At 72.7% G+C, this 25,997-nt stretch carries 22 protein-coding genes; 11 read left to right on the top strand and 11 right to left on the bottom strand.

What is annotated here, in order from left to right; translation table 11 throughout:
• Window positions 1–229: 229 nt before the first annotated feature.
• The 3 genes from E5083_RS13035 to E5083_RS13025 are packed head-to-tail and all read left to right on the top strand — an operon-like array spanning window position 230 to window position 3,872.
• Complete coding sequence (locus E5083_RS13035) at window positions 230–1,540, top strand: prenyltransferase/squalene oxidase repeat-containing protein (RefSeq protein WP_135785806.1); 1,311 nt, start codon at window positions 230–232, stop codon at window positions 1,538–1,540.
• On the top strand, window positions 1,537–2,907 hold the full coding sequence (locus E5083_RS13030; protein ID WP_135785805.1) for a methyltransferase domain-containing protein: 1,371 nt from the start codon (window positions 1,537–1,539) through the stop codon (window positions 2,905–2,907). Before E5083_RS13035 ends, E5083_RS13030 begins: the two co-directional genes overlap by 4 nt.
• Window positions 2,904–3,872, top strand: a complete 969-nt coding sequence (locus E5083_RS13025; RefSeq protein ID WP_135785804.1) for an amidohydrolase family protein — start codon at window positions 2,904–2,906, stop codon at window positions 3,870–3,872. The genes E5083_RS13030 and E5083_RS13025 overlap by 4 nt, the downstream gene beginning before the upstream one ends.
• Here E5083_RS13025 and E5083_RS13020 read toward each other — a convergent pair.
• Entirely contained in the window at window positions 3,805–4,791 is a 987-nt protein-coding gene (locus E5083_RS13020; protein ID WP_135785803.1) for a helix-turn-helix domain-containing protein, read from the bottom strand. The two genes, E5083_RS13025 and E5083_RS13020, sit on opposite strands and share 68 nt — an antisense overlap.
• Before the next feature lie 141 nt (window positions 4,792–4,932).
• Between E5083_RS13020 and E5083_RS13015 the strand changes: the two genes are divergently transcribed.
• The 5 genes from E5083_RS13015 to E5083_RS12995 all read left to right on the top strand — a co-directional run bounded on the left by E5083_RS13015 (window position 4,933) and on the right by E5083_RS12995 (window position 8,988).
• Window positions 4,933–5,334, top strand: coding sequence for a hypothetical protein (locus E5083_RS13015; RefSeq protein WP_135785802.1), 402 nt, complete (start codon window positions 4,933–4,935; stop codon window positions 5,332–5,334).
• A 50-nt stretch (window positions 5,335–5,384) separates the two neighbouring features.
• Complete coding sequence (locus E5083_RS13010; protein ID WP_135785801.1) at window positions 5,385–5,804, top strand: hypothetical protein; 420 nt, start codon at window positions 5,385–5,387, stop codon at window positions 5,802–5,804.
• Between the two features lie 40 nt (window positions 5,805–5,844).
• Complete coding sequence (locus E5083_RS13005) at window positions 5,845–6,585, top strand: D-Ala-D-Ala carboxypeptidase family metallohydrolase (RefSeq protein ID WP_135785800.1); 741 nt, start codon at window positions 5,845–5,847, stop codon at window positions 6,583–6,585.
• A gap of 252 nt (window positions 6,586–6,837) precedes the next feature.
• Window positions 6,838–8,388, top strand: a complete 1,551-nt coding sequence (locus E5083_RS13000) for an N-acetylmuramoyl-L-alanine amidase (RefSeq protein WP_135785799.1) — start codon at window positions 6,838–6,840, stop codon at window positions 8,386–8,388.
• Window positions 8,389–8,463: 75 nt separating this feature from the next.
• Window positions 8,464–8,988: a DoxX family protein gene (locus tag E5083_RS12995; protein ID WP_135785798.1), complete on the top strand. Its 525-nt coding sequence runs from the start codon at window positions 8,464–8,466 to the stop codon at window positions 8,986–8,988.
• 33 nt (window positions 8,989–9,021) lie between these two features.
• On the opposite strand, the gene E5083_RS12990 is transcribed toward E5083_RS12995, so the two are convergent.
• The 4 genes from E5083_RS12990 to E5083_RS12975 all read right to left on the bottom strand — a co-directional run bounded on the left by E5083_RS12990 (window position 9,022) and on the right by E5083_RS12975 (window position 14,033).
• On the bottom strand, window positions 9,022–9,849 hold the full coding sequence (locus E5083_RS12990; RefSeq protein WP_135785797.1) for a glycoside hydrolase domain-containing protein: 828 nt from the start codon (window positions 9,847–9,849) through the stop codon (window positions 9,022–9,024).
• 405 nt (window positions 9,850–10,254) lie between these two features.
• A complete protein-coding gene (locus E5083_RS12985) occupies window positions 10,255–11,292 on the bottom strand; it encodes a rod shape-determining protein (RefSeq protein WP_135785796.1) in 1,038 nt (345 codons plus the stop codon).
• 178 nt (window positions 11,293–11,470) lie between these two features.
• Entirely contained in the window at window positions 11,471–12,937 is a 1,467-nt protein-coding gene (locus E5083_RS12980; protein ID WP_135785795.1) for an acyl-CoA synthetase, read from the bottom strand.
• A 37-nt stretch (window positions 12,938–12,974) separates the two neighbouring features.
• A complete protein-coding gene (locus E5083_RS12975) occupies window positions 12,975–14,033 on the bottom strand; it encodes a MerR family transcriptional regulator (protein ID WP_135785794.1) in 1,059 nt (352 codons plus the stop codon).
• Window positions 14,034–14,185: 152 nt separating this feature from the next.
• Here E5083_RS12975 and E5083_RS12970 point away from each other — a divergent pair, with 152 nt between their 5' ends.
• Window positions 14,186–15,064, top strand: a complete 879-nt coding sequence (locus tag E5083_RS12970) for an ATP-grasp domain-containing protein (RefSeq protein ID WP_135785793.1) — start codon at window positions 14,186–14,188, stop codon at window positions 15,062–15,064.
• Window positions 15,065–15,067: 3 nt separating this feature from the next.
• Here the strand turns inward: E5083_RS12970 and E5083_RS12965 are convergent, their stop codons facing one another.
• Window positions 15,068–15,625 carry a hypothetical protein gene (locus E5083_RS12965; protein WP_208754037.1) on the bottom strand — a complete coding sequence of 186 codons (558 nt, stop codon included), beginning with the start codon at window positions 15,623–15,625 and terminating at the stop codon, window positions 15,068–15,070.
• A 138-nt stretch (window positions 15,626–15,763) separates the two neighbouring features.
• Between E5083_RS12965 and E5083_RS12960 the strand changes: the two genes are divergently transcribed.
• On the top strand, window positions 15,764–16,537 hold the full coding sequence (locus tag E5083_RS12960; RefSeq protein ID WP_135785791.1) for an IclR family transcriptional regulator: 774 nt from the start codon (window positions 15,764–15,766) through the stop codon (window positions 16,535–16,537).
• On the top strand, window positions 16,534–17,379 hold the full coding sequence (locus tag E5083_RS12955) for an SMP-30/gluconolactonase/LRE family protein (RefSeq protein ID WP_135785790.1): 846 nt from the start codon (window positions 16,534–16,536) through the stop codon (window positions 17,377–17,379). Before E5083_RS12960 ends, E5083_RS12955 begins: the two co-directional genes overlap by 4 nt.
• Before the next feature lie 32 nt (window positions 17,380–17,411).
• Here the strand turns inward: E5083_RS12955 and E5083_RS12950 are convergent, their stop codons facing one another.
• From E5083_RS12950 to E5083_RS12930, 5 genes are all read right to left on the bottom strand, one after another.
• A complete protein-coding gene (locus tag E5083_RS12950) occupies window positions 17,412–18,806 on the bottom strand; it encodes an NAD(P)/FAD-dependent oxidoreductase (RefSeq protein ID WP_135785789.1) in 1,395 nt (464 codons plus the stop codon).
• Window positions 18,799–20,013 (bottom strand): MAB_1171c family putative transporter, encoded by a 1,215-nt coding sequence (locus E5083_RS12945; protein ID WP_135785996.1) that lies wholly within the window; start codon window positions 20,011–20,013, stop codon window positions 18,799–18,801. Before E5083_RS12945 ends, E5083_RS12950 begins: the two co-directional genes overlap by 8 nt.
• An 11-nt stretch (window positions 20,014–20,024) precedes the next feature.
• On the bottom strand, window positions 20,025–20,621 hold the full coding sequence (locus E5083_RS12940) for a toxin-antitoxin system, toxin component family protein (protein WP_208754036.1): 597 nt from the start codon (window positions 20,619–20,621) through the stop codon (window positions 20,025–20,027).
• A 129-nt stretch (window positions 20,622–20,750) separates the two neighbouring features.
• The gene (locus tag E5083_RS12935) at window positions 20,751–23,720 is read right to left on the bottom strand and encodes a beta-galactosidase (RefSeq protein ID WP_135785788.1); all 2,970 of its coding nucleotides are present in this window, start codon (window positions 23,718–23,720) and stop codon (window positions 20,751–20,753) included.
• Window positions 23,721–24,224: 504 nt separating this feature from the next.
• Window positions 24,225–25,883 (bottom strand): pyridoxal phosphate-dependent aminotransferase, encoded by a 1,659-nt coding sequence (locus tag E5083_RS12930; protein ID WP_135785787.1) that lies wholly within the window; start codon window positions 25,881–25,883, stop codon window positions 24,225–24,227.
• Between the last annotated feature and the right edge of the window lie 114 nt (window positions 25,884–25,997).

Here is a 25,997-nt window from a genome sequence, read left to right as displayed (position 1 = left end):
CGTGGGCGATGCGGCATGAGCATGTACGCGCCAACCCAGCCTGGCCCCACGGCACCCGTCCCACCAGATGAAAACCAGATGAACGCCAACTCCCTATGACTGCCTTCGGCCCAGCCCGAGGGGGCCGTGTCGCCTTCCGCCCGGACGGGCATACTCCTCGCACCGATTCCGGTGCGCGCCCGGTGGGGCGCTTCATGCGGGGGCCGAGCCGACCGGGGGGAACTGGACAGTGCGCGCGACCGCGGAATTATCAGGTACCGGCCTCACGGCGAGCATCGACCATGCGCTCGGCTGTCTGCGTCACAACTTCCGTACGGTGCGGGGAGCGGCGGGCTGGTACCACTACCTGGACGATCCGAGCCCGGGGGTCACCGCGTCGGCCGTGGGGCTGTTCTGCTTCAGCGTGGCCGGGGTCCGGTTCGAACGGACGCCTGACGTGGTGGCCTACTTGCTGAGTCAGCAGCGGGCGTCGGACGACAGCACCGACGGGGGCTGGTCGGTCCGTACGACGAACGGGTTCCCGATCGCGGAGGCCACGTCGTGGGTGGTACGCGCGCTCAGCAGGCCGGGCACCGGGGTGCTGGGTGGTGAGGCGCTGGCACGTGGCGCGGAATGGCTCCGGGCGAACCAGAACGTCGACTTCGGCTGGGGCTCCTATCTCGGGCAGCCCTCCCGCGTCTTCCACACCGCGCTGAACATGCTGGCGCTCCAGGAGAGCGGGGCGGGGACGGACGCGCTGGCCGGGGCGCAGCGCTGGCTCATCGACGGGCAGAACGCCCGCACCCCCGCCTGGGGCCCCACCCCCGGCGCCGAGCCCACGATGCTGCACACCAGCGTCGCCCTGCTGGCGCTGTCCCGGACACCCGGAGCACTCAGCGCCAACACCATGCGTCAGACGGCGGAGTGGCTGCTGGAACGCATCGAGCCCGGCATCCACGTCGAGCGCAGCACGACGGTGGAGGAGTACGACGTTCCCTACGCGGACGGCGACATCCAGGCCGTCTTCCAGAACTCGCTGCCCCACTTCGCCGGACCGCTGGCCCTCTCCGCGATCCTCTCGACCGGAGTGGTCGACCCGTTGCAGAAGAAGGTCTTCGACTCGGTCAACGCGATCATGGACACCCAGCTCGAGGGAGGCCACTGGGAACTCCCGCGCAGCCCGATGAGACCGTCGGTGTGGGCACTGTGGCCCTTCGTCTCGGCCCTGTCCTCGGCACGCTCGGCCATCCTCTCCACGCCACGAGCCAAGGCGGCCCTGCTCTTCCCCGGCTGTGCCATCGTCCAGAGCGAGGACGTGGCCCAGGATCTGACGAGACGGCTGCTGATCCAGAACGCGTTGTTCGACTGGGTCAGGAACCGCAAGGTCGTGCTCGCCCTGTGGCTCGTCGCGGCCGTGACGACCGGGGTCCCCGTGGCCCTGCTCCTCGCCGGGAAGTTCTCCGTGAAGGACTTTCTCACCGCTCTGATCTTCCCGGTGCTGCTGATGGTCTTCCAGGTCATCTGGGACCGGCGGGCCGCGCGGGCCGGGGCGAGCGGATGAATGCCGGCACGCGCCGTGGGTTACGGGAGGGGCTTGCCCTGCTGTCGGCCGAGGAGGACGCCCCCTGTGAAATGTGCGACGAGGTAAGCGCGTTCGGGGCGCACGCCACCGGAAGCTTCGTTCCGGAGCGGGCCCCGCGGGGCGGCCTGCGCGTCCGGCGCCGGGGCTTCTCGCGCCTGATCCGGCGCACCGGCGGGGTCGACGTCCTGGCCGGACTCGGCGCGCTGCTGCCGGGATACGCGCTGATCGTGCCGCACCGGCACACCGCGAGCCTCGGCGAACTGCCTGCCGGGGAACTGGCCGAGGCGCTCTCCGTCGCCTGGCGGTACGCCGGCCTGATCGAGAAGGAACTCGGCCACGCCACCGTCCTGGTCGAGCACGGCTCCTCCGGTGCGACCGACGGCGGAGGCGGGTCCTGCATCGTACATTCGCACCTCCATATATTCCCGCTTCTCAACCCGGCGCATTCTGCCCGGTTCGTGGCGCCGGGAAGTCGGAAAAGCTCCGAGTTCGCCGATGTCGTTGACACCGCGCGACGCGGGGAAAACTATTATTTCTGCACATGGAAACGTGACGAGGTGTACCTGTTGGCCGATCCTGATCTCCCCTCGCAGTTCGCGCGCCGCGTCTGGTCGGAAACGCTGGAGCGGCCCCACCTGTGGGACTGGGCGGCCTTCCCCTTCCTCGATCACTGCGCGGACACCGCCCGGCGGCTGGGCGGAGCGGCGGATTCACCCGAGGAGCAGCAGATGCGCGAGACCCTCCTCGCCTACGGGGCCGCGGCTGCCGGTTACGCGGAACGGACCCGCCGCTTCGCCGCCGGTTCGTCGATGCCGCAGGACATCGTCGCCTTCGCCCGTTCCCACGAGGGACCGCTGCTGGACGCCGGTTCGGGGGCCGGGCGCGATGCGGCGGCCTTCGCGGACGCGGGCAAGGACGTGATCGCCCTGGACGCCTGCCTGCCCCTGCTCGGCCTGGCACCGGATCATCCCCGCGTCCACAAGGTGAGCGGTGATGTGCGGGCCCTTCCGCTGGCCGGTGCATCGATGGGCAGCGTCTGGTGCTCGGCGGTGCTTCTTCATCTGCCGTCGGCGCAATTACTCAGGGCGCTGGCCGAATTCCATCGCGTACTGCGCCCTGGAGGCGTCGCACACATTTCGGTCAAGGAAGGAGAGGGGCACGCCTCTTTGCCTATAGGGGCCGACACTGCATTTCTCCGGCATTTCTTCTATTACCGTATCGATGACCTGGTCACGCTCGCCCGGCAGGCACGGTTCGAGGTCGTACGGTCCTGGGTCGAGGAGGAACAGGATTCCTCCGAGGACATACAGCGCTGGGTCAAATTCTGGCTGAGGAAGGCGGAGTGATTCCGTCCCCCGCCCCGGTCGGCCGTACGCCGGTGTTGCCCCATCTGCACCTCCACCTCGAACCCGAGGAGCGCAAGCGGCGCGAACTCGGCATGCCCGGGCGGGACTTCGGCGACCGTCACCTGTTCTTCGAGGCGCACCGGGTGGACCGGGCGGACGCTGTTCCCGTCACGGCCCAGGACCTCCGGCGCTTCCTCGCCGACGTACACACCGAGCAGCGCGAACAGGGAGTCGACCACGCGGAGTTGCGCGTCTCGCCGCGCCGCTTCCTGCGGGACGGCATGACCTGGCAGGAGTTCACCGACACCGTCCAGGACTGCCTGGCGCACCTGCGCGCCCCCGTGGTGCGGGCCGTCCTGCTCGTCAACCGGGACAGCCCCGCACCATTTCTCGCCATGGTCACCGAGCGGATCGCCGAACTGCCGCCGGTGTTCACTGGCGTCGATCTCGCCGGCGACGAGATCCCACACCCCGACGTACGACCTGCCGTGCCTCTCTTCCGCGCCGCGGCCGACTCAGGGCTCGGACGGACCGTCCACGCGGGCGAGTTCGGCCCGGAGGAGCACATCTGGCGGACCCTCGACGTACTGGGCGCCCAGCGCATCGGCCACGGGGTGTCGGCAGCCACCAGCTCCGCCCTGTTGCGGAGGATGGCACGGGACGGGATCTTGCTGGAGGTCTCCCTGACCTCCAACGTGGCCCTGGGCGCCGTCCCCGGACCGGCCGCTCACCCGCTCCCCGCGTTCCTGGAGGCAGGGGTTCCCGTCGCCTTCAACTCCGACGTGCCGCTGCACACCGGGCGGACCCTGAACGATGAACTCCGTCTCGCGGCGGATGCGTTAGGGGCGTCTCCGGAGGTGATCCGGGATCTTCAATCGCGGGCCGCCCGGCACTGCTTCACCCGTCGGCCTCCCGCACATTCCGGCTCACCATCGTCGCCCCCAGCAACGTCAGCGTATGGATGACCGAGTTTCCGTGGCGGTGGCTGGTGATGAGGCCGGCGTCTCGGAGGGCGGTGGTGTGGTGGGTGGCGGTGGCGGGGGTGACGCCGGCGCGGCGGGCGGCCTCGGTGGTGGTGGCGCCGGCGGCGGTGGCGCGGAGGACCCTTGCGCGGGCCCGGCCCAGGAGGATCTCCAGGGAGGGTGAGCCCGCCGTCGGGCGGGGTGGCTCGTGGTGGAGGGAGTAGGCGAGGACCGGGGGGAGGGCGGGGTCGGCCAGGGAGACCGGGCCCTTCCAGCAGAAGTACGAGGGGATCAGCAGCAGGCCCCGCCCCTGGAGGCGGATGTCGAGCTCCGTCGGGTACGTGCTGATCTCCAGCCGGGGGTGCCGCCAGCGCACCGCCGGGCCCAGGCCGCTCAACAGGCCCTCGGTGCCGCCGTCCAGGGAGTGCCGGGCCAGCCGTACGCGCTCGGTGTGCACGCCCTCGTGCATCCACTCCTCGTGCGGCTCGATCACCGCGCGGTGGTAGGCGCGCAGGACGCTCACCAGCTCGGTGCGCGGCCCCTTCTCCGGCAGCCGGGCGAGGTGCGGGGGTACGCGTCTGATCCGGGCCAGCGCCGCCAGTTCCGCCGTCACCTGGGCCGGGGGCGTCGCCAGGATCGCCTTCAGCCCCGCTTCCAGTCCGGCCGCGCCCTCCAGCGGGGTGAGGAAGTCCGGCCAGTACGACGCGCGCGGATACAGCGGGAGCAGGAGCTGCCGTACCGCGCTCTCCAGCCCCGCCTCCCGTAACCGCTCGCGGGCCGTGCGGTACCAGTGCGCGTAGGCCCAGCGGCCGGCCGGTGTCTGGAAACGGTGGAGGCTCGCGGCGATCTCCCACAGGGCGTGCGGGGCGGCGGCGACCCGTGTCCTGGCCAGATCCTCGGCCGAGAAATGGAAGCGAAGCACGCTCAACACCCTTTCCACCGGCGTCATTTCACCCTGTTCGAATGAGCATGACAGCCGAAAGCGCACACCGGAGCATGAACTCGCTCCGCCGCACCGATCCCCGAGGTACCACCCGCACCTTCCGCACCCCGAAGGAACCCGATGGCGAAGATCCTCACCCACCCGGCCGCGGTGGCGGCCCTGCTCGCGGCCCTCGCCGTCTCGGCGCCTGCCACCGCGTCGGCCGCCCCCGCCAACACCTCGGCGGCGGCCACCAGTTGTTACGGCGGCGCCGTCACCGTCAGCTACGGCGACGCCGTCGAGTTCGGCCCCTACACCACCACCTCCCGCTGCGCCGACATCAACCTCCGCATGGTCGGCGGTGACGCCGAATTCGTCTGGGCCTGCGTGAAGTTCACCCGCGTCGGCGAGTGCAACTACTGGACCAAGGCCGGCCGGAGCTGGAAGACCATCGCCACCGACGTCAAGGACGGCAGCAAGTTCACCGTGCCCCTCGGCGTCGACCTCGAAGGCTCCTCCGCGCGCGTCCAGATCGCCTTCTGACACCCGTAAGGGCCCTCACCCAAGGGCCCCCTCAAGTGATCGGACCCACCATGACCCGCACCCGGAGAACCGCGGCCATCCTCGCCGCCACCACCGCGCTGCTCGCCGCAGGCGCCACCGCACCGGCCGTCGCCCAGCCCGCGAAGGCCGCCGCCACCTCCTGCTACGGCGGCGCCAAGTCCCTCACCTACCGCTACTCCACCGCCGCGGTCGAGTACGGCACCTACACCACCACCTCGCGCTGCTCCGACATCAACATCAAGCTCAGCAGCTCGGCCACCGGCTTCCTGGACGCCTGCATCGTCTTCGTGGACCACACCACGCTGTGCAACCACGACAACACCTACTCGACGTTCGGCCCCCAGTGGGCGACCGTCGCCACCGACGTCAAGGACGGCACCCGCTTCAAGCTCCGCGTGCACGCCTACGACACCGACGCCCAGAACGTCCCGTTCCAGCTCGCCTTCTGACCGCAGACGCCTTCTGACCGGAAATACAAGGGAGTTCACGATGACCTTCTCGCCGAACCGCCGCACCGTCCTGCGCGGCACCCTCGCCGCCACCGCGGGCGTCTTCGCCGGGCCCGTTCTGCTCTCGGGCAGCGCGCAGGCGTACAACTGGACGCGCACCATGAACCAGGGCGCCACCGGCGCCGACGTGACCGAGCTGCAGATCCGGGTGGCCGGCTGGGCCGCGGACTCCGCCTCGCACTCGCGGGTGAGCATCGACGGCGACTTCGGCCCCGGCACGGCCGCCGCGGTACGCCGCTTCCAGGCCGCGTACGGACTCTCGGTCGACGGCAGCGCCGGGCCCGCCACCCAGGCCCAGCTCAACGCCCTTGAGCAGTCGGACGGTTCGACCGCGCACTTCAACTGGAGCGAGTTCTACGACCGTTCGAGCGGCAACTTCAACGGCGGCAAGGTGAGCGCGGCCGCCGTCAAGGAGAATGCCCGCCGGGCCATGTACAAGCTGGAGGCGCTGCGCAAGAAGCTCGGCAACGTGCCGATCACCGTCAACTCCGGTTTCCGCAGCATCGCGCACAACGCCGAGATCGGTGGCGCCAGCGACAGCATGCACCTCTACGGCACCGCCGCCGACCTCGACGTGCCCGGCGTCGCCAACCGCACCGTCTACCAGAAGGCCGAGACCTGCGGCTTCTCCGGCCTGGAGCGGTACGACGTCGACCACCAGCACGTCGACAGCCGCGCCGACCTCGGCCGCGCCTGGTGGTGGGAGAGCGGCACCATCTGACCCGCCGCAGCCCGGGGCCGGGGACCGCACGAGGTCCCCGGCTCCTGCCCATCCCGGTACCGCCGCGCGCATCCCGGTACCGGCCCTGCTCATCCCGGTACCGCCGCGCGCATCCCGGTACCGGCCCTGCTCATCCCGGTACCGCCGCGCGCATCCCGGTAACGGCCCTGCCCATCCCGGTACCACCCTGCCCATCCCGGTACCGCGCCCCGCCCATCCCAGTACCGCCCCCACCCGGAAGGTCACACCCCCATGCCCCGCATACCCCTGGCCCGCGCGGCCCTCGCCGGCCTCGGCACCCTGGCCGTGCTCGCCGCCACCGTGCAGCCCGCCGCAGCCGCGCCCCGTACGGCGAGATCCGAGGGCCCCGTCGCCCACGCCTTCAGCAGCGCCGCGGCCGAGTACGGCGTCCCGCGCGACCTCCTGATCGCCCTCGGCTACAGCGAGACCCACCTCGACGGCCACCACGGCCAGCCCAGCCAGGCGGGCGGCTACGGCGTGATGCACCTGGTCAGCAACCCCGACCAGCACACCCTGGAGCTGGCCTCCCGCCTCACCGGCGACACCGCCCGCGAACTGCGCACCGACACCGCCGCCAACATCCGCGGCGGCGCCGCCGTCCTGCGCTCCTACGCCGACCACGCCGGACTGAGCCAGGCCGAGCGCCGCGACACCGACACCTGGTACCCGCTCCTCGCCCGGTACGGCGGCGCCACCGACCCCACCACCGCCCGGCTCTACGCCGACACTGTCTACACCTTCCTCGCCCAGGGCGTCACCGCCCGAGCCGAGGGCGGCGAGAAGCTGACCCTCCCGGCGCGCAAGGTCACCCCCGAGCGCGGGGCCTACGGATCGGCCCTCGCCCCGGCCGCGCAGAGCCCCGACTACCCCTCCGCCCTCTGGGTCCCGGCCAACGCGGCCAACTACGCGGTCGGCCGCACGGCGGCGATCAGCAAGGTCGTCATCCACGTCACGCAGGGCTCGTACGCCGGGACCATTAGCTGGTTCCAGAACCCGTCCGCGCAGGTCAGCGCGCACTACGTGGTGCGCTCCTCGGACGGCCAGATCACCCAGACCGTGCGCGAGAAGGACACCGCCTGGCACGCCCGCTCCGGCAACGCCACCGGCGTCGGCATCGAGCACGAGGGGTACATCGACAACCCGAGCTGGTTCACCGACGCGATGTACCGCTCCTCCGCCGCGCTGACCGCCTCCATCTGCGCCCGCTACGGCATCCCCAAGGACCGCGCGCACATCGTCGGCCACTCCGAGGTGCCCGGCAACGACCACACCGACCCCGGTCCGAACTGGAACTGGACCTACTACATGCAACTGGTCGGCGGCAGCACCGGCGGCGGCGAGGTCCAGCTCAGCTTCCCGTCGTACGACACCCTGCGCTCCGGCTCCACCGGCGCCCAGGTCTCGGCCGCGCAGTCGCTGCTCAACGCGGCCGGCTTCGATGCGGGCACCGTCGACGGCAGCTTCGGCACCAAGACCACCTCCGCCGTGACCGCCTTCCAGAAGGCCCGCGGCCTGAGCGCCGATGGTGTGGTGGGCGCCCGTACCTGGACCGCGCTGCTCTCGGCCGGCACCACGCCCGCGCTCAGCCAGGGCAGCACCGGCGCCGCCGTCCAGCGCCTCCAGCGGGCCCTGACCGCCGCGCTCGGGCGGACGGTCACGGCGGACGGCGACTTCGGCTCGGGCACCCAGCAGGCGGTACGGGACTACCAGACCAGCCGCTCGCTCGGCGTCGACGGTCAGGTCGGACCCGCCACCTGGGGCGCGCTGCAGGCCGGACGCTAATAGCCTGGGAAGGGACGTGCGGGGGGAGCCGCCCGTACCTTCCGATTCAGGTGGGGGGCCTTCGGAGCATCGCCCATGACCACTACGCGTACCGACCGTCCCGCCCGTGCCACGCTCGGCTCCGCCGCCGACTGGGGCCTGCTGCTCATCAGAGTGACCTTCGGTCTGGTGATGGCGGCCCACGGGGCCCAGAAGCTGTTCGGGATCTTCGGCGGCCAGGGGCTCACCGCGACCGGCAAGGGGTTCGAAGCCATCGGCTACCGGCCGGGCAAGGTCTTCGCGACCATCGCGGGACTGTCCGAACTGGTCGGTGGCCTCGGCCTCGCCGTCGGCCTGCTGACGCCCCTGGCCTGCGCCGCGCTGATCGGCGTCATGATCAACGCCATGGCGCTGGTCACGGCCCAGCACGGCCTGTGGGCGTCCGACGGCGGTCTCGAGTACAACCTCTGCATCGCCGTCGTCGCCCTCGGCATCGCCGCCACCGGCCCCGGCCGCCTGGCCCTCGACCGCTTCTTCCCCTGGGGCCGGGGCGGCTGGTGGCCGGCCGCCGTCGCCCTCGGCCTGGGCGGCATCGGGGCGGCCGTCACGCTCAATCTCTAGGCAGCACAGGTAGTTGCGGCCGTTCGCGTCCCGCTAGCCGACGATCGCCACCGGCGCGTCCCACGCGCTGCGGTCCACCGTGATCGTGTAACCGCCGCGCGACTCCTGGCTGTTCACCATGTACTGGTGGGCGCGGCTGTGGTTGGTGAACGCCTTGGGGTCCCAGGGCCAGTCGGCCGTGGTGGTGTTCTGCTGGTCCCACAGGGCGTACCAGAGGTTGCCCGGCAGGTCGGTCTTGTCGGTGGCGGTCGCCACGGCCTTCGCGCTGGAGCTGGTGAAGCCGTAGTAGCCCGCCCGGTACACCTTGCCGCGCAGCGTCTTGGTGAAGGAACGGACGTACGACAGCACGGCGTTGTTGCACGCCTTGTCCGTGGTGTCGTATGGCTCCATGTCGAGGTAGATCGCGCTGCCCGCCTTCATGCCGAGCGCCGACGCCTTGGCCACCGCGTCCTTGGCGTCCGTGGCGCCGAGGGAGGTCGCGTTGGTGGTGGTCATCTTCTCCGGGTTGGCGCTCTTCTGGCAGGGCGGCTGGGCGCCGACGTAGAGCGGGATCAGCTTCCAGCCCTGGGAGTTGACCGTCTTCACCCAGGACGCGGTGAGGTTCGGCTGGGCGCAGCCGCGGTTCTTGCCGCCGATGTAGACGGCGGCGGCGCCGTAGAAGCCCGTCTTCCACGCCTTCATCGCGGCCGCGGACGGCGCGGTGCAGGTGTCGAAGGCGCGGCCGGTGAAGGTCTTCTGCGCGGGCCAGACGGTGGCCGCGCTGGACACCTGCGCCGCGACGCCGGCCCCGGCGACGACCGCGACACCGGCGGTGGCCCAGGCGATGTAACGACTCTTCTTGGACAGCCGATGGCTGGACATCCCCACCCCAGATGCTCATGCCCCACGGCGCGCGGACGGCGCGGCGCGGGGCGAACGATGTGACTTCCGGTACGGCGGCCGTCCGGCTCAGGGGCGGCGGGCGTACGAAGTGACAGCACTCTAATGCAAGGGGTGTGTACGGGGGTTGTGTGGCGGGTGTGCCGGTTCCCCGGCGGTGGGGCCGGGGAACGGGGTGATCGCATTCTTTTGGCCGGGCGGGCTTGGGGCGGTCGCGTTCTGGGCACCGTCCTCCTACCGGTGTTCGGTGTCGGTTGGGAGGAGGGTGACGTGGAGCGTCAGATTCGAGTGCGGGTCAGTCGTCGGCCAGCGGCTCCGCGGGGCCAGGAGATCGACCGCAGGACGCCGTCGGGGCGCGTCCTGCCCTACTGAGACCCGGCGCGGGCCTCAGGCGGCCAGCGGGGTCAGGACCAGCGGGGCGATCCGCCCCTCCAGCATCTCGCCCAGGCCCTGTACGGCACAGACGTCGGGGCGTTCCGCGATGTGCACCGGGATGCCGATGGCCTCCTGGAGCATCTTGTCCAGACCCGGCAGCAGCGCGGTGCCGCCGACCATCATGATGCCCCGGTCCACCAGGTCGGCCACCAGGTCGGGCGGGCAGTCCCGCAGCACCTTGCCGATGCCGTCGAGGACGGCCAGCAGCGGGGTGTGGATCGCGTCGCGCATCGCGGCCGTGTCCACCCGTACGCTGCGGGCCAGGCCCGTGGCCACGTCCCGGCCGTGGATCTCGGTGGACGCCGGGCCCTGCGGGGTGAGGCCGTTGTCGGAGAGGGCGATCTGCAGCGGGCGCACCGACTGGCTGGGCAGCATCAACTCGTGCTCGTGCCGCAGGTGTTGCACGATCGCCCGGTCCACCGCCTCACCGCCCACCGGAATCCGCTCGGCGGTGACGATCGAGCCCAGCGACAGCACCGCGACCTGGGTGGCGGCCGCCCCGCACACCATGATCATGGAGGCTTCGGGGCGTTCCACCGGGAGCCCGCAGCCGACGGCCGCCGCGATCAGGGTGTCCACCAGCTCCACCCGGCGCGCGCCGAGCCCGACCAGCGTCTCGATCGTCGCCCGGCGGGCCAGCGGGTCGGCCTCGTGCGGGGTGCAGGCCGCCGCGCGCAGCCGGGGCTTGCGGCGCAGGGCGCGGCGCATCCGGTCCCCGATCAGATGCCGCAGCATGCGCTGCGCCATCTCGATGTCGACCACCGTGCCACCGGACACCGGCCGCACCACCCGGATGTACTGCGGGGTGCGCCCGGTCATCTGCTCCGCGAAGTCACCGACCGCGATGAGCGCGCCGGTACGGGTGTTCACGGCCGCCACCGAGGGCTGGTCGACGACGAGTCCGGCGCCCTTCACATAGACGCGGGTGCGGGCCGCGCCCAGGTCGACGGCGAAGTGGCAGCGGCTCAACTGCTCCAGGCTGACGGTCACGGCAGTTCCTCCCGAGTGCGCTGACCATGGGCGGGCCGCCGGATTCGGCGGGCCTCACTGGAATCCTGCGCGGGCACCGGCGCGGGTGCCTTCTGGAGGGGGCCGGGCGGGGCGCCGCTGAATGGGGGGTTTCGGCGCGCCTATGCCGTGTCGGGCTGGCCCTCGGGGGCCGGGAGTGTCAGCGGGCCGGGGGTGTCAGCGGCTCCGGGGGTGTCAGCGCCCGCTTCATGATCTTGCCCATGTCGTTGCGGGGGAGGGCGGGGAGCAGGTGCAGTACGCGGGGCCGCTTGTGTGGGGCCAGCCGGGCGGCCACATGGTTGGCCAACTCCGCAAGTGCGGGCGGCGCTTCGGGGTCCGACGGCACCACCCAGGCCACCACCCGCTCGCCCAGGTCCGCGTCCGGCTCCCCGGTGACGGCCGCCTCCGCGACCGCCGGGTGCTCAAGCAGCGCGTTCTCGATCTCGCCCGCCCCGATCTTGTACCCCCCGCTCTTGATCAGGTCGGTGGCCTTCCGGCCGACGATCCGTACGTACCCGTCGGCCTCCCGCACCGCCACGTCCCCGGTGCGGAACCAGCCGTCGGGAGTGAAGGCGGCCCCGGTCGCGTCGGGCCGGTTCAGATACCCGGTGAACAGGTTCGGGCCGCGTACCTGGATCTCGCCCACGCTCTCCCCGTCCCGCGCGGTCAGCTCGGTGCCGTCCTCCTCCACCAGCCGCAGCTCCACGCCGGGCAGCGGCACGCCGACCGTGCCCGCGCGGGCCTCGCCGTCGACGCGTACGGAGGTGTTCATCAGGGTCTCCGTCATGCCGTACCGCTCGATCACCCGGCGCCCGGTCGCCGCCGCGATCCGCTCGTGGTCGTGGACGGGCAGCGCGGCCGAGCCCGAGACCAGCAGGCGGGCCCGGCCGAGCGCCTTCGCCAGCTCGGGGTCGGCCGGCAGGGCCTCGGCCAGCCGGTGGTACATGGTGGGCACGCCGAAGACCATGGTCGCGCCGTCGTTCAGCTCGCGGGTCACGCCCTCGGGGGAGAAGCGGCCCAGGTGGCGCACCGAGCCGCCGCGCCGGAGCGGGCCGAGGACGCCCAGCACCAGCCCGTGCACATGGAACAGGGGCAGCCCGTGCACCAGCACGTCGTCCCCGGTCCAGTGCCAGGCGTCGGCCAGCGCGTCCAGGGTCGCGGCGAGCGCCCGGCGCGGAACGACGGCACCCTTGGGCGGGCCGGTGGTGCCGGAGGTGTAGACGATCAGCGCCGGGTCCTCGTCCCCGTAGGTGTCCTCGGGGACCGGCCCGGTGCCGGAGACCTCCAGCCGGGGCAGGTCCGCGAGGGCGGGCGGGAGTCCGGCGCCGGGCGCGGTCAGCACCAGCGCCGGGTCGCTGTCGGCGAGGATGTGCGCCAACTCCCCGTCCCCCGACTTCGGGTTGAGCGGCACGGCGGCCGTCCCCGCGAGCAGCGCCCCGGTCACCGCCACGGCGGTCTCCAGCTCGGGCGTCGCCCACACCGCGACCCGGCCGAGGCCCACGAGCCGCCCGGCCACCGCCCCGGCGGCGGAGGCGAGTTCCGCGTACGACAGCGACCGCGCGCCGAAGCGCAGCGCCGTCCTTCCGGCCGTCCGGGGGTCCGTCAGGGCGGGGAACAGGGAGGACACGCGGGACTCCTTCGCTGCCGGGTACGACAGCTCCTTCCTACCCCACGGGGGACACCACGTCCCCGACCACACAGCTCACGTTGTCCGGACCGCCCGCCGCGTTCGCCGCGTCGACCAGCGACCGTACGGCCGTCTCCGGGTCCGGGGCGGCGGCCAGCAGCTCCCTGATCCGGTCGTCGGGGACGACCCCGGTCAGACCGTCCGAGCAGAGCAGGTAGCGGTCGCCGGGGAGGGCCTCGTGCAGCCGGAGGTCAGGGTCGGAGTCGGCACCCAGAACCTTCAGCAGCAGCGACCGCTGCGGGTGGCTCTCGGCCTCCGCCGGGGTGAGCCGGCCCTCGTCCAGCAGGGACTGGACCACGCTGTGGTCGTGGGTGATGCGGAACAGCCCGTCCTCGCGCAGCAGATAGGCCCGGCTGTCCCCGATGTGCGCCAGGGCCAGCCGCGAGCCCGTCCAGAGCAGCGCGGTCAGCGTGGTGCCCGCGTCCTCCGCCCCCTCCGTGATGTCCCGTACGGCATCGCCCGCGCCCCGTACGGCGTCGGCCAGCAGGTTCAGCACGTTGCCCGGTCGCGACCCGTCCTCCTCGTCGAGGAACCGCAGCGCCTCGACGGCGGCCCCGCTGGCGGGCGCCCCCGCCGGGCCGAAGCCGTCGGCCACGGCGAGCAGCCGGCGGCCGGCGTAGACGGTGTCCTGGTTGGCGGGGCGGATGTGCCCCCGGTCGGAGTGGGCGGCGCAGCGCAGTTCCAGCATGGTGGTTCCCTCTCTCGGTGCCTCGGTCAACTCGGTCACGAGGAACGCGGCCAGATCCCGCCGCACGGCCGTCTCCGCCTCCACCCGCGCCCAGTACGCCCGGACCTCCCGCGCCGCGTCCGCCCCGCTCAGGACGGACACCGCGCGGATCTGGGCCAGCGGCATGCCGAGCCGCCGCAGCCACGCCACCAGCCGGGCCCGGTCCAACTGGGCGACGGCGTAGTAGCGGTAGCCGGTGTACGGGTCGACGCGGGCGGGGCGCAGCAGGCCCAGCTCGTCGTAGAGCCGCAGGGCCTTGGGGGAGAGCCCGGACGCCTTGGCGAACGCGCCGATGGTCAGCAGATCCATGTCCGTCCAGGCTCCTTCGAAGGCCGGTTCCTCGCTTCGCCACCGATGCTGGGGCTTCACCGAAGGGGAAGGTCAACAGGGGTGTGCCGGTTCCCGGGGCGGTTGCTAGCCTCGCGATCACCGAGCCGACGCAGACGACCAGGGAGCCCGCCGTGCCGCGTATCGCCCTCGCCACCTACGACCCCGGCACCGCGCCCAGCAAGGACCCCGATCTGGCGGGCCTGGTCGCGGAGTTGCGGGCGGCGGGTGCCGACGCGGAGGCCCGGTTCTGGGACGACCCGGACGCCGACTGGGCCGGCTACGACCTCGTGCTCATCCGCTCCACCTGGGACTACACCTGGCGCCCCGCCGAGTTTCTGGCCTGGGTGGACCGGGTCGACGCGCTCACCCTGCTGCTCAACCCGGCCGACGTGGTCCACTGGAACGCCGACAAGCACTACCTCGGCGAACTGGCGTCGGCCGGTGTGCCGACGGTCCCCACCCACTACCTCCCGCCCGGCGCCGAACCCGACCTGCCGACCGGGCACGAGTACGTGATCAAGCCCGCCTCGGGAGCGGGAGCCCGGTACGCGGCCCGGTACACGCCCGAGGAACGCGAGTCGGCCGTACGGCAGTTGGCGCACATGCACGCCGAGGGCCTCACCGCGATGGTCCAGCCCTACATGCGGGCCGTCGACCAACACGGCGAGCGTGCGCTGCACTTCTTCGGCGGCCGCCTGCTGCACGCCAGCCGCAAGGGTGCCGTCCTGGTCTCCGGCACGCCCTTCGACGCCGCCAAGACCGCCCACCCGAAGCTGGAGAAGTGGCAGCCGACCGCCGCTGAACTGGACGTGGCCGAGCGGGCCTTGGCGGCCGTACCCGGCGGCGCCGAGCGGCTGCTCTACGGCCGGGTCGACCTCATCGACGGCGAGGACGGGCAGCCCTGCGTGCTGGAGCTGGAACTCATCGAGCCCCACCTCTTCCTGGACCTGCACCCCGAGTCCCGGCCCCGTATAGCCCGGCTCATCATCGAGGCGGCGCAGGGCAGTTGAGGCTCAGTCCCGCAGCGCGGTCCGCTGGAGCAGCCCCCAGGTGAACTCGGCGGCCATCTCGTGCCGTACCCCGTCCCGGTCCGGCGCGGTGAAGGCCAGGGCCTGGCGGGTCGGAGCGGTGCCCTGGATCGGGCGGGCCGGGGCGAAGGCGCGGGCCACCTCCTCCAGGGTGCAGGACCACGGGGTGAGGTCCTCCAGCGTGCGCAGTTCGGGCGCCGGGGCGCCGGGGGCACGCACCAGCCACTCGGTCAGGACCGCCCCGCCCGGCCCGACCAGCAGCTCGAAGCGCAGGTCCGGCCAGAGGGACAGGGGCCACCGCCATGCCTCGCACCCCAGGTCGCCGACCCGGCGCGGCTCGACCGACTCCGGCTCGCCCAGCACCGCCCGGTACCGGGATACGGCCGGGCGTGACCTGGGAGAACGGGCCATCGCCTGCCAGTGTTTGTTCGCCTCCCGCATCTCGGTCGCGGAGGCGCCGAGCCGCCTGCGGGCGTCCTGGGCCAGCTCCGGATTGTGGTCGGCCATGCGGCGCAGCAGCACCAGGGAGAAGTCACGAGCCATGTCCTCCATGGTGCCGGGCGCGCGGACGGCCGTTGCCCGTCCGACTCGCTGTGGCTAGCCTGTGTTCGCCCCACCGGTCGCCGGTCGGGGTATCGAACACGGGTCGCCATACCCGTAGAGCAGGCAAGGAGGCCGGACGTGGGACGCCTCGTGCCCGCCGTGACGCGGGCTTTCGACATCCTGGAGCTGTTCCTCGACGGGGACGGCACGCTCTCCGCGCCGGACATCGTGCGCAGACTCGGCCTCCCGCGCACCACCGTGCACGAGCTGGTCACCACCCTCGCCGCCCGCTCCTACCTGGTACCGGTACCAGGACAGCCCGGCCGGTACCGGCTCGGCGTCCGCCCGTACCAGCTCGGCAGCCGGTACGCCGAGCAGCTCGACCTCGCCGCCGAGGGCCGGGAGGTGGCCCGTACCGTCGCCGAGACCTGTGACGAGACGGTTCATGTGGCGCTGCTGGAGGACACCGACGTCATCTACATCGCCAAGGTCGATTCCACGCACGCCGTCCGCATGGTCTCCGCCGCCGGGCGCCGGCTGCCCGCGCACTGCACGGCCGTCGGCAAGATGCTGCTGGCCTCGCTGCCCGCGCCGGAGCTGGCCGCACGTGTCCCCGACGGTGCCGAACTGGCCGCGATGACCCCGGACAGCCTCACCGATCCCGGCCAACTCCGCGACGCGCTGGCGGAGATCCGGCGCCGGGGTGTCGCGGTGGAGCGCCGGGAGTCCAACCCGGACGTGAGCTGCGTCGCCGCCCCGGTCCGCGACCGCACCGGGCGGGTCGTCGCCGCGCTGTCCATCTCGGTGCCCACGGTCCGCTGGAGCGAGGAACGCCGTACCGAGCTGGAGGCGCTCGCCGTCAAGGGCGCCGCCGAACTCTCCGAGCGCCTCGGCCACCGGGAGGCGGCGTGAGCGGCTACGAGGTCGCCGTCGCGGCCGAGGCGGAGCTGGGCGAGGGCCCGACCTGGGACCCGGCCACCGCCCGCCTGCTCTGGGTCGACGTCCTGGGCAGCCGCGTCCACACCTACGACCCCGCCACCGGCCGCCGCACGGTCCGCACCACCGGCCAGCACATCGGCGCCGCCAAACCCCGCGCCCACGGCGGCCTGGTGCTCAACCTCCGCGACGGTGTTGCCCTCCTGGACCCCGACGGCACCTTCCGCTGGCTGCACCGCGACCCGGTCCCCGGCCGCCGCGCCAACGACGCGGCCGTGGCCCCCGACGGCTCCCTCTGGGCCGGCACCATGCGCTACGACGAAACCCCCGGCGGCGGCACCCTGACCCGCCTCACCGGCGCCGGCACCGCCGAGCCGATCCTCTCCGACGCCACGGTGAGCAACGGCATCGGCTGGAGCCCGGACGGCACCCTGATGTACTACGTCGACAGCCCCACCCGGCGCGTCGACGTCTTCGACTACGACGGCACGGGCGTCCGCGACCGGCGCACCCTGGCCGTCGTCGAGGACGGCGCGGGCTTCCCGGACGGGCTGACGGTCGACGCGGCCGGGTGCGTGTGGGTGGCGCTGTGGGACGGGGGAGCGGTCCGCCGCTACACCCCCTCCGGCGCCCTGGACCGGGAGGTCCGGCTCCCCGTCCCGCGCACCACCGCCTGCGCCTTCGGCGGCCCCGGCCTGCGGGACCTGTACGTCACCACCGCCCGCGTCGGCCTCACCGCGCCCACGGCCCTCTCGGGCTCGGTGCTGGTGGTGCCGGGCGCGGGGGAGGGGCTGCCGCAGCCGCCGTTCGCGGGCTAGCCGAGCCACCCCCTAGGCCCTATTGGCACGGCCTAGGTGAGTCCCGCCGCCTTCCGCTCCTCCGCCGTCAGCGGCGGTCCCGGCAGCGGCGGGCGCAGCGGGCCCACGGCGGCGGCCAGCAGCATGCGCGGGGCGAGCAGCGCCTCCGCGCCCGCCTCCAGCGAGGTCACGTCGGTCACCCGGCGCGCGACCCGGCCGTTGCCCGTGGCCGTGCGCAGCAGCCGGCCGACGTACGCGGAGACCAGCCGGTCCCGGACCGTGGGGCCGGTCGGAGTGGCGCCGGGGTAGAAGACGTCGGCGCCGATCGCCAGGTCCCAGGCGGTCCGCACCGTACGGCCCGCCGCGCGCTGCGCCCGCCGGGCCAGACCGGGTGTGCCGAGCCCGCCCCGCCGGAGCACGGTGTCCCGCAGGGCCAGCGCCGAGAGGGCCGCCACCGACATGCCGTGCCCGTACACCGGGTTGAGCGCGCACAGGGCGTCACCGAGCACGACGAACCCCTCGGGCCACTCGGTCAACCGCTCATGGAACAGGCGCCGGTTGGCGGTCGTCCGGGTGACCGTGACATCCGTCAGGGGTTCGGCGTGGGTGAGCAACTCCCCGATCAGCGGGTGCCGCAGCTCCTCGTGCGCGTACCGGAGGAACTCGGCCCCGGTGGACGGCGGTTCGTCGGTCCGGGCGCCGATCAGGGTGACGAGCCACTTGCCGTCCTCGATGGGCAGCAGCACCCCACCGCGCCCGATGCGCGAACCCCGTTGATCCGGCTCGATGTTGACCACCGGGAAGCCGTCCCGCGCCCCCTCCGGCGCCCGGAACAGCCGACTGGCGTACGTCAGCCCCGAGTCGACCTCCCGGCGCTCCGGCTCGGGCAGGCCCAGCCCCGCCAGCCAGTGGGCGGCACGGGAGCCGCGTCCGGTGGCGTCCACCAACAGGTCGGCGTTCAGCGTGCGTTCGGTGCCGGCGGCGCGCACCCGTACCCCGGTCACCGCGCGGCCGGTGCCGGTGAGGGCGACGGCCTCGGTGCGGTCCAGCAGCTCGATCGCGCCGTCCGCCCGCACCAGGTCCCGGACCACCGAGTCCAGCAGATCCCGCCCGGCCGGCAGCATGAACGCCGACTCGGGCCAGCGCCGGTACCAGCCGTGCGCCGACAGCGCCACCATGTCCGTGGTCATCGGCACCCGGCGCACCCCGGCCGCGCTCAACGCGTCCTGCGCGCCCGGCAGCAGCTCCTCCAGCGCACGGGCACCGCCCGACCACAACTGGTGGACGTGCCGGGCCTGCGGCAGCCCCTTGCGCGGCTCGGGCCCGGCGGGCAGCGCGTCCCGCTCCACCACCGTGACGCGGGCGCCCGTCGCGGCCAGGGCACGGGCCGCGAGCATGCCGGCCAGGGAGCCGCCGAGCACGACGGCCGTGGGCTTCACTTCACTCATGTGCGGCAACGCTCTCTGCTGGGTCGGCGGCCGCACGGGCACGGACCGCCGCGATCTCGTCGGGACGGCGGAGGGCACGGGAGACGGGCCCGATCTCCTGGAGCAGGTCGGTGGTGTCGGGCGCGGTCGCCGTCGCGGGCGGCTCGGGCATCCGGGCCTTCGCCTCGACCGCGTCCAGGATGGTCACCGCCGAGGCCAACGCCCGCGCCCGCTCCGGCGGGTGGCCGAGACTGAGGGCCGCCTCGTACGCACGGGCGCCGAGGGCGGTGTCGAGGTGCCGGGCCAGCGGCAGCAGCACGTCCCGGATGAACGTCTCGCGCCGGGTCAGCCGCAGCTCCGGCGTCGCCCGCAGCACGAAGGGCACGCCCGACCCGGCCGAGGTGCGCATCAGCACGTACAGCGGGCGCAGTTGGCGGTGGGCGAGGCGGACCCGCCAGCGGTCGCTCGCGTACTGGCCGGCGTGCGGCAGGATGAAGCCGACCGCGATCAGGATGGCCGACAGGGCGGCGACCGGCGGCGCGAGGTCGGTGCTCAGCCAGTCCAGGTCACCGCCGGCCCAGCGGGCGCCCACCGCGACCAGCTTGACCGCGTCGAAGATCAGGTTGAGGACGTAGCCCGCGCCGAGCAGCTTCAGCCCCCAGCGCAGCCAGGCGTCCAGCCCCTCGGCGCGCACCCAGTTCCACAGCAGCCGGGCGGTGATCAGGCAGGCCAGGGCGTGCGCGCAGAGGTAGAGCAGGATCTCCTCGCGCATGAACGGGGTGGTGGCGTAGTAGGTGTCCAGGTCCCGCAGCCGCTCCACCGGCACGTCGGCCAGCAGGAACAGCAGCCACAGCACGACGATCACGCCGCTGTACACCGAGACCACCCAGCGCCGGGCCCGCCGGGTGACCGCCGAGCGGTCGGGGCCGTTGCGCCAGGTGATGATCAGCAGCAGACAGGAGCCGCAGAACGCGGTGAGCAGCGAATAGCACCAGGGCGCCGAGATGTTGGGCACCCCGGTCAGCCGGTTCACCCGCGCGATGGTGGACGGCGAGCAGAACACGAAGACGGCGCAGGCCAGCAGCAGCAGACCGCCGACCGCGCGCAGCAGCGGGTCCCGCCACAGCCGGATGATCGTGGGCAGCTTGATCACCAGGGCGATGCCCAGCACCGCCGTGGGAATCCAGAAGGAGATCGAGAAGTCCCGCAGGGTGGCGGCGGGCTCCATGACCGCTGCGCTCACCGCGCGGCCCCGCCCCGGCCGCGATAACCGAGGGAACGCTGTACGAGGTCCAAGGGCTCGGCGGAGCGCCCCAGTTGAGGGCGGAACAGGGTGGCCAGGCGGTGGCCGAAGTCCTCGGCGGCGGCCTCGTCGGCCTCGCGGGAGCCGTCACGGGCGGCCACCGTCAGCGCGGTCCCCTCCCAGCCGGACCCGTCCGCGAGCGCCAGGGTGGCCGGGCCGAGGGCCGGGTGGTGCCGGTGCCCGGCGTGCAGATGCCACAACTCGTGGCCCAGGATGACGAGTTGCTGTACGGCCTCGGCGCGTTCCTCCACGATGACGAGGTCGAAGTCCTGGAACTCCACCCACAGCCCGGTGACCTCGATCTCGTCCGGGAAGCGCTCGAACCGCAGCTCAACCGGCCGCCCGCCGCGCCGGGTGCTCATCGCGGCGCACAGGGCACGGCACACCCCGCGCACGTCGGTCGGGGGTTCCGGCAACTGGGCCACTTCGGCAGCGAGTTCCCTGGCCAGGGCGCGCATCGTACGGGCCGGACGGGAGGGGCGCAGCCGGGCGGCCAGTCGTGCCGCTCGCGCCCGTGCGTCCGCGCTGACCATGTGCCGCCCTCTCCTCCTTCGCCCCGACGCCGTCGCCGGACCGTCCGAGCGTACGCGCACGGGTGTGTCCACGTCATGCGGATCAGCGGCTGTGGTTCAACCGAGAACCACCCGTGCGCGTACGGCCGTTCAATGGCCGGGAGAGGGCACCGGAGTCACCGGGAGGCCGCCCGCGGCGGCGCCCATGAGGGTCAGGCCCACCGTGCCCGGACCGGACAGTGTGGTGAACTCCGACAGCACCGCCAGCGCCAGTGTGTTGGTGCCACGTGTGCGCAGAATGCCGTTCGGCAGCACGAAGGTGTGCTGTGGACCCACGTTGTTGATGTACTGCCCCATGTTCCAGCCGTTGAGGAAGATCTGCGCCCGGTAGGCCCGGTACGGATCGTCCTCAAGACGCAGCCCCACCGAGGCGTCCACGTCGCCCGGCACCGAGAGCCGGAAGGTGGTGCGGTACCAGGTGACGCCCTGCCGCCGCTCCTCCCTCGGGAAGGTCACCGGCTCCCAGTCCCGGTCGCTGAGGCCGGGCAGGTGCCAGCCCTCCCGCTCCCCGTACAGGCCACCGGTGTTCAGCGGCCCGCGTACCGGGTCCACGCCCCGCTCGCCCTGGAGCCGCCAGGACACCCTCGGTGCGGCCCCTGTGAAGGACACCGAGGTCAGACCGCGTGCCGCCTTGTGGGTGTCGTCGCCCTTGCCGTCCTGGTCGTGCTGCATGCGCCGTACCAGGACCGACAGCACATGGCGGCCGGGGGAGCGCAGCTCCGGGCGGACCGGGAAGGTGGCCGTCGCCTCCCAGGTGCCCTTGCGGATGGTGGTCGTCTTGTCCGGTACCGGTAGCCGGTGGGTGCCCAGCGGCTCCCCGTCCAGCCAGGCCATCAACAGGCCCTGGGTACCGGAACTGTAAGAGAGCTGGACCGACTCGATACCGGTACTGCCGGTGAACGTACCCCGGTACCAGACATCCCCGTAGTGGAACCCGTAGTCGTCCGCGAACAGCACCGGGCCGCCCTTGGGCACCGGTGTGGTGCTGTACGAGGATGTACGGTCCGCCCGGCGCCAGCCGGAGTCGTCGAAGCTCGGGCCCGCCTCCGGGTTCTCGGTGCGCATGCGCCAGCCGGTCAGCTCCGGGAGGTGGACCTCGGGCACACCGGGCAGCGGGGCGGTGGTCATCAGGCTGCCGGAGAGGGTGGTCCGGGTCGGCACCCGGCGGCCGTTCCACACCAGGGTGTCGACGCCGCGCGGGCCCCACACCTCCAGCACCGACTCGCCGTCCAGGTCGCCGGTGAGCCGCACCTCCGAGCCGTGCACCTCGGCGTGGCGCAGCAGCGCGGGGCCGTACACCACCAGGGTCCCGGCGGCGGTGTCGTACGGGAAGACGCGCATCGAGGTGTCGTCGTCCGCGAAGAGCAGCACCAGCGGGGTCTCGGTCTCGCCGCCGGTGACCAGCACCCGGCTCAGCCCGGCCTCCCCGAGCGGGGCGCTGACGTGCAGTTCTCCGCCTTCGTACGCCCAGCCGGCCTCGGGGTCCAGCCGGGTGACGTCCGGCTCCTGCGGGCAGTCCAGCACCAGGTCCGCCATGTCACCCCGGCGGCCGGCGAACACGGCGACGTCCCGTGCGCCGGCCGTCACGCTCATCACCGGCTGGGCGGTGCTGTGCTTCATCTTCCGCTTGCCGAGGCGGAGCCCGGTCGCCAGCATGCGGGCGTCGCGGGCGGGGACGGTGATGCGGAGCTTCCCGGTGTTGGTCGGCAGCTCGGCGGTGACCGGCTCGGTGCCGTCGTTGCGGGTGACGTACACATGCGCGCCGGTGTCCGGGTTGGCCAGGTGGTAGACCTTCAGCCCCGCCACCTTCACGTCAGAGGCCCGGTCCAGCCGTGCGAAGTCCGGTACGCGCTGGAGGAGATGGCCGAGCTGGTGCATCGGTGCCATCTTCGGGGTGACGTTGCGGGCCTCGTCGATGGCCGCGCCGTAGTCGTACGACGTGTAGACCACCGGCGCGGGCAGCCAGCCCCAACTGGTGCCGCCGAACGTCATGTAGACGTTGTGCAGGGTGAGGCCGTTGGCCAGGTTGGTCAGGTAGAAGCGGCGTTCGTACGCCGAGTCGCGGGTGCGCCGCGCCTCCGGGTACCCCTTGCCGTCGAACCAGGCACCGCCCCACGGGTCGAACCAGCCGCCGCCGAACTCCGGTGTGAAGCCGGGGGTGTTCGGAGAGGCGGTGGAGCCCCCGGTCGGGCCGCCCTTCCCGAACTTTCCCCAGTCCGGCGGGTTCTGGGAGGGCGAGGGATAACCGTCGAAGCCGTACAGGTAACCGCCCTCCTCACCACCGGTGTCGAAGGAGTCCGGCGTCCAATAGCCGTTGCGGCCCTTGTCGTTGTGGAAGAGGGGTACGTCGATGCCGTCCGCCCGCACCTTCTTGTACAGGTGGGACATGTACGCCCGGCCGGTCGGCTCGGTGACGTGGGAGTCGTACTCGTTCTCCAGTTGGTACAGCAGGACCGTGCCCCGGCCCCGGGTGTACAGGTGCCTGCGGGCGATCCGGTTCACCTGCGTCAGCCATGCGTCGGCGTGCCGCAGATAGGTGGGGTCGGCGGTGCGCGCGGTGCCCTGGGTCACCGTCAGCCAGCCGGGGAAACCGCCGCCGTCGACCTCGGCGTTGATGTACGGGCCGGGGCGCAGGATGACGTACAGACCGGTCTCGGCGGCCGTGCGCAGGAACAGGTCCAGGTCCCGGACGCCGGTGAAGTCGAAGCGGCCGGGGGCGGGGGAGTGGTAGTTCCAGGAGACGTACACGCTGACCGCGTTGAAGCCGTGCGCCCGCATCTTCTGCAGCACGTCCCGCCACAGCGACGGGCTCGGCAGCCGGAACGGGTGCATCTCGCCCGACCACACCACCAGCCGCCGGCCGTCCACCAGCAGCGAGTACGGGTCGTACCCCACGGTGTGCCGCCGCCCGTCCGCCCGCGGCGCCGCGGGCGCCGGCCCGGTGGGCACCCCTCTCGCCGCGAACGCCGAGGGCGCCCCCGGCCCCCCGCTCCCGCCCATGGCGAACCCGAGCGCGGCACAGCCGGTCAGGGCACTGAAAGTACGTCTGCTGAGCGCCAAGGTCGTCCTCCGGTCGGCCCCCATAGAAGCGTGGCAGTGCCATTCTCCATGGCCCGTCAGCTCCCGGCGGACCGTGGGGGCTCGGGGCGGGGGTGAATCAACCGGTACGGGGGGATGGCGGGGCGGTGAGGTGGGGGGAAAGCGCGGGGGTACGGGGGGTCGCACTGGCGTACGGGGCCCTCGGAAGGGGGCGACGGGGGATCAGGGCGCGGGTGTCGGTGGGTTCGGGGGCCGGGGCGGAGGGATGCCGATGCTGGTACTGACGTGTGCGGGCCCTGGTGGGGGTGACGGCGGATCAGGGTGCGGGTGGGCAGCGGTGCTGATCGGCCCGGTTCGGGCGGGTGTGTCCGGGTGCCGGGCAGAGGGGTACCGGAGGCACGCGCGGGCGTGTGCGGTCTCGGCGGGGGTGCTCGGAGCGGGCGTGCCGGTGCCTGCCGGGTGGACGTGCAGGCGGTCGGCCCACTTGGGCGGGTGCCGGGCGGCGGCGAGTACCGCGCGGCCGCGCTAGCCCATCGGCGCCGGTGCCCCCGCGCCCGCCGCGTTCGGCCAGCTCTGGGCGTTGGGCCAGCCGGAGGGGGAGGCCGGGGCGAAGTCGGGGGTGGCCGGGGTGGGCGGGGCGGTCATTCCGCGTACCTGGGCGGCTGTGAGGCCCCCGCGTGCGGGGACGCCGGGTGGGGTGGGGCCCAGGGCGGCGGCGGGAGCGGGGGCCTGGGCGGGCATGGGCGTGGGGGCGGCGGCCGCTGCGGCCGGTGCCGGGTACGGGGATGCGGGGGCCGGGACGGGTGGGGGTGCCATCGGGGACGGGGGTGCCACGGGTGCCGGTTGCTGGGGGATCTGCTGAGGTGCAGGGCCCGGTTGGGCCGCCGGTACCGGTATCCCGGCGCCCTGGGGGGGTGGGGCGGCGGGGAGCGGCATACCGGTACCGGCGGCCAGGGCGGCGGCGATGACGGGGGAGCCGGAGGTGGCGGTCAGCCGGGCTCCGGCGCCGTTCGTCTCGCCGACCAGGCGGTCCACCGCCGCCGTGCCGGAGCTGTAGCCCAGCTCTGGTACGGCGGGCTCGTAGAGGACCTGCTCCAGGCCCGCCACCAGGCGGTGGACATCGGTCTCGGGGCGTACCACGAGCCGCAGGAAGCGGCTGGACGAACCGATCTTGTTGCCGCACTCGCGGACCAGAATCCGGTGCTCGGTGAGCAGCCGGTCCCGGACCACGGTGCCCTCGGCGCCCAGCGGGAGGCGCACGAAGAGGAAGTTGCCCTGCGAGGGATAGACGGTGAGCCCCGGCAGCGCCGACAACTGGCCGGCCATCTCCAGCCGGTCCCGCCGCACTTGGAGCAGGCTCTGCGTGTACTCGGCGCCGTGCTGCTTCAGCATGAACACCACGTACTCCGCGAAGGAGTTGAGGTTCCACTTGGGCAGCATCGAGCGGACCTTGTGCGCCAGGCCCGGGTTGGCGACCAGATACCCGAACCGGATGCCGTGCAGCCCGAAGTTCTTGCCGAGGCTGCGCAGCACGATCACGTTGGGTCTCAGCATCGCCTCCTGCACCACACTCGGCTCCGCCTCCGCGTCCGCGAACTCCAGGAACGACTCGTCGATCACCACCAGGTCCAGGTCGGCCATCGCGTCCATGAACTGCACCACCGACTGCCGGGGCAGGAAGCCCCCGTCGGGGTTGTTGGGGTTGCAGAGGACCGCCACCCGAGTCCCCCGCGCCCGGATGAACTCGGCGTACCGCCCGAGGTCCAGCGCGAACCCGTTGGCCTCCTGGAGCGGGAACATGTCGACCCGCTTGCCCGTCTCCATCGGCTGGTCGGTCCAGCGGCCGAAGGTCGGCACCGGCACCGCCAGCGACTCGCGGACCAGCAGATGGTCGATCCAGGTGATCAGCTCGGTCGACCCGTTCCCCATCGCCACACACTGCGGCGGGAGTTGGAGCAACTGGCACAGCTCGGCCGTGATGGTGTCGGCCCCGCTCGGGTAGTACGTGATGATCTCGCGCAGCCGGGACGCCATCTCCTCGAACATCGCCGGCGTCGGGAAGTAGGGGTTGCACGGGATGCAGAAGTCCACCGGACCCGTACCGTCGCTCTCCCGCACCAGCGCCGCCATCGAAGGGCTGTGCGCGGCGGTGCTGCGGAACAACGAGGTGACGTTGTCAGGCAAGGGGACCTCCGTCGAAGGGTGGCCCGCGCGGGGGACGCGGGCCACCCATGCATACGGAGGACTCGGGGGTGGTGTTCAACTCGCCCGTGCTGTGACCTCCTTCACCCGGCGTAC

This window comes from Streptomyces bauhiniae (genome assembly GCF_004784475.1).
GTDB lineage: Bacteria > Actinomycetota > Actinomycetes > Streptomycetales > Streptomycetaceae > Streptomyces > Streptomyces seoulensis.
The sequence above is the reverse complement of the archived record's forward strand: the minus strand, read 5'-3'. Positions and strand labels throughout refer to the sequence as shown.

Excerpts from the sequence above, each read along its gene's own strand:
- E5083_RS13030 (WP_135785805.1), top strand. The coding sequence starts at position 1,537 with ATGAATGCCGGCACGCGCCGTGGGTTACGGGAGGGGCTTGCCCTGCTG.
- E5083_RS13015 (WP_135785802.1), top strand. The coding sequence starts at position 4,933 with ATGGCGAAGATCCTCACCCACCCGGCCGCGGTGGCGGCCCTGCTCGCG.
- E5083_RS13010 (WP_135785801.1), top strand. The coding sequence starts at position 5,385 with ATGACCCGCACCCGGAGAACCGCGGCCATCCTCGCCGCCACCACCGCG.
- E5083_RS13005 (WP_135785800.1), top strand. The coding sequence starts at position 5,845 with ATGACCTTCTCGCCGAACCGCCGCACCGTCCTGCGCGGCACCCTCGCC.
- E5083_RS13000 (WP_135785799.1), top strand. The coding sequence starts at position 6,838 with ATGCCCCGCATACCCCTGGCCCGCGCGGCCCTCGCCGGCCTCGGCACC.
- E5083_RS12995 (WP_135785798.1), top strand. The coding sequence starts at position 8,464 with ATGACCACTACGCGTACCGACCGTCCCGCCCGTGCCACGCTCGGCTCC.
- E5083_RS12990 (WP_135785797.1), bottom strand. The coding sequence starts at position 9,849 with ATGTCCAGCCATCGGCTGTCCAAGAAGAGTCGTTACATCGCCTGGGCC.
- E5083_RS12975 (WP_135785794.1), bottom strand. The coding sequence starts at position 14,033 with ATGGATCTGCTGACCATCGGCGCGTTCGCCAAGGCGTCCGGGCTCTCC.
- E5083_RS12965 (WP_208754037.1), bottom strand. The coding sequence starts at position 15,625 with ATGGCTCGTGACTTCTCCCTGGTGCTGCTGCGCCGCATGGCCGACCAC.
- E5083_RS12950 (WP_135785789.1), bottom strand. The coding sequence starts at position 18,806 with ATGAGTGAAGTGAAGCCCACGGCCGTCGTGCTCGGCGGCTCCCTGGCC.
- E5083_RS12945 (WP_135785996.1), bottom strand. The coding sequence starts at position 20,013 with ATGGAGCCCGCCGCCACCCTGCGGGACTTCTCGATCTCCTTCTGGATT.
- E5083_RS12940 (WP_208754036.1), bottom strand. The coding sequence starts at position 20,621 with ATGGTCAGCGCGGACGCACGGGCGCGAGCGGCACGACTGGCCGCCCGG.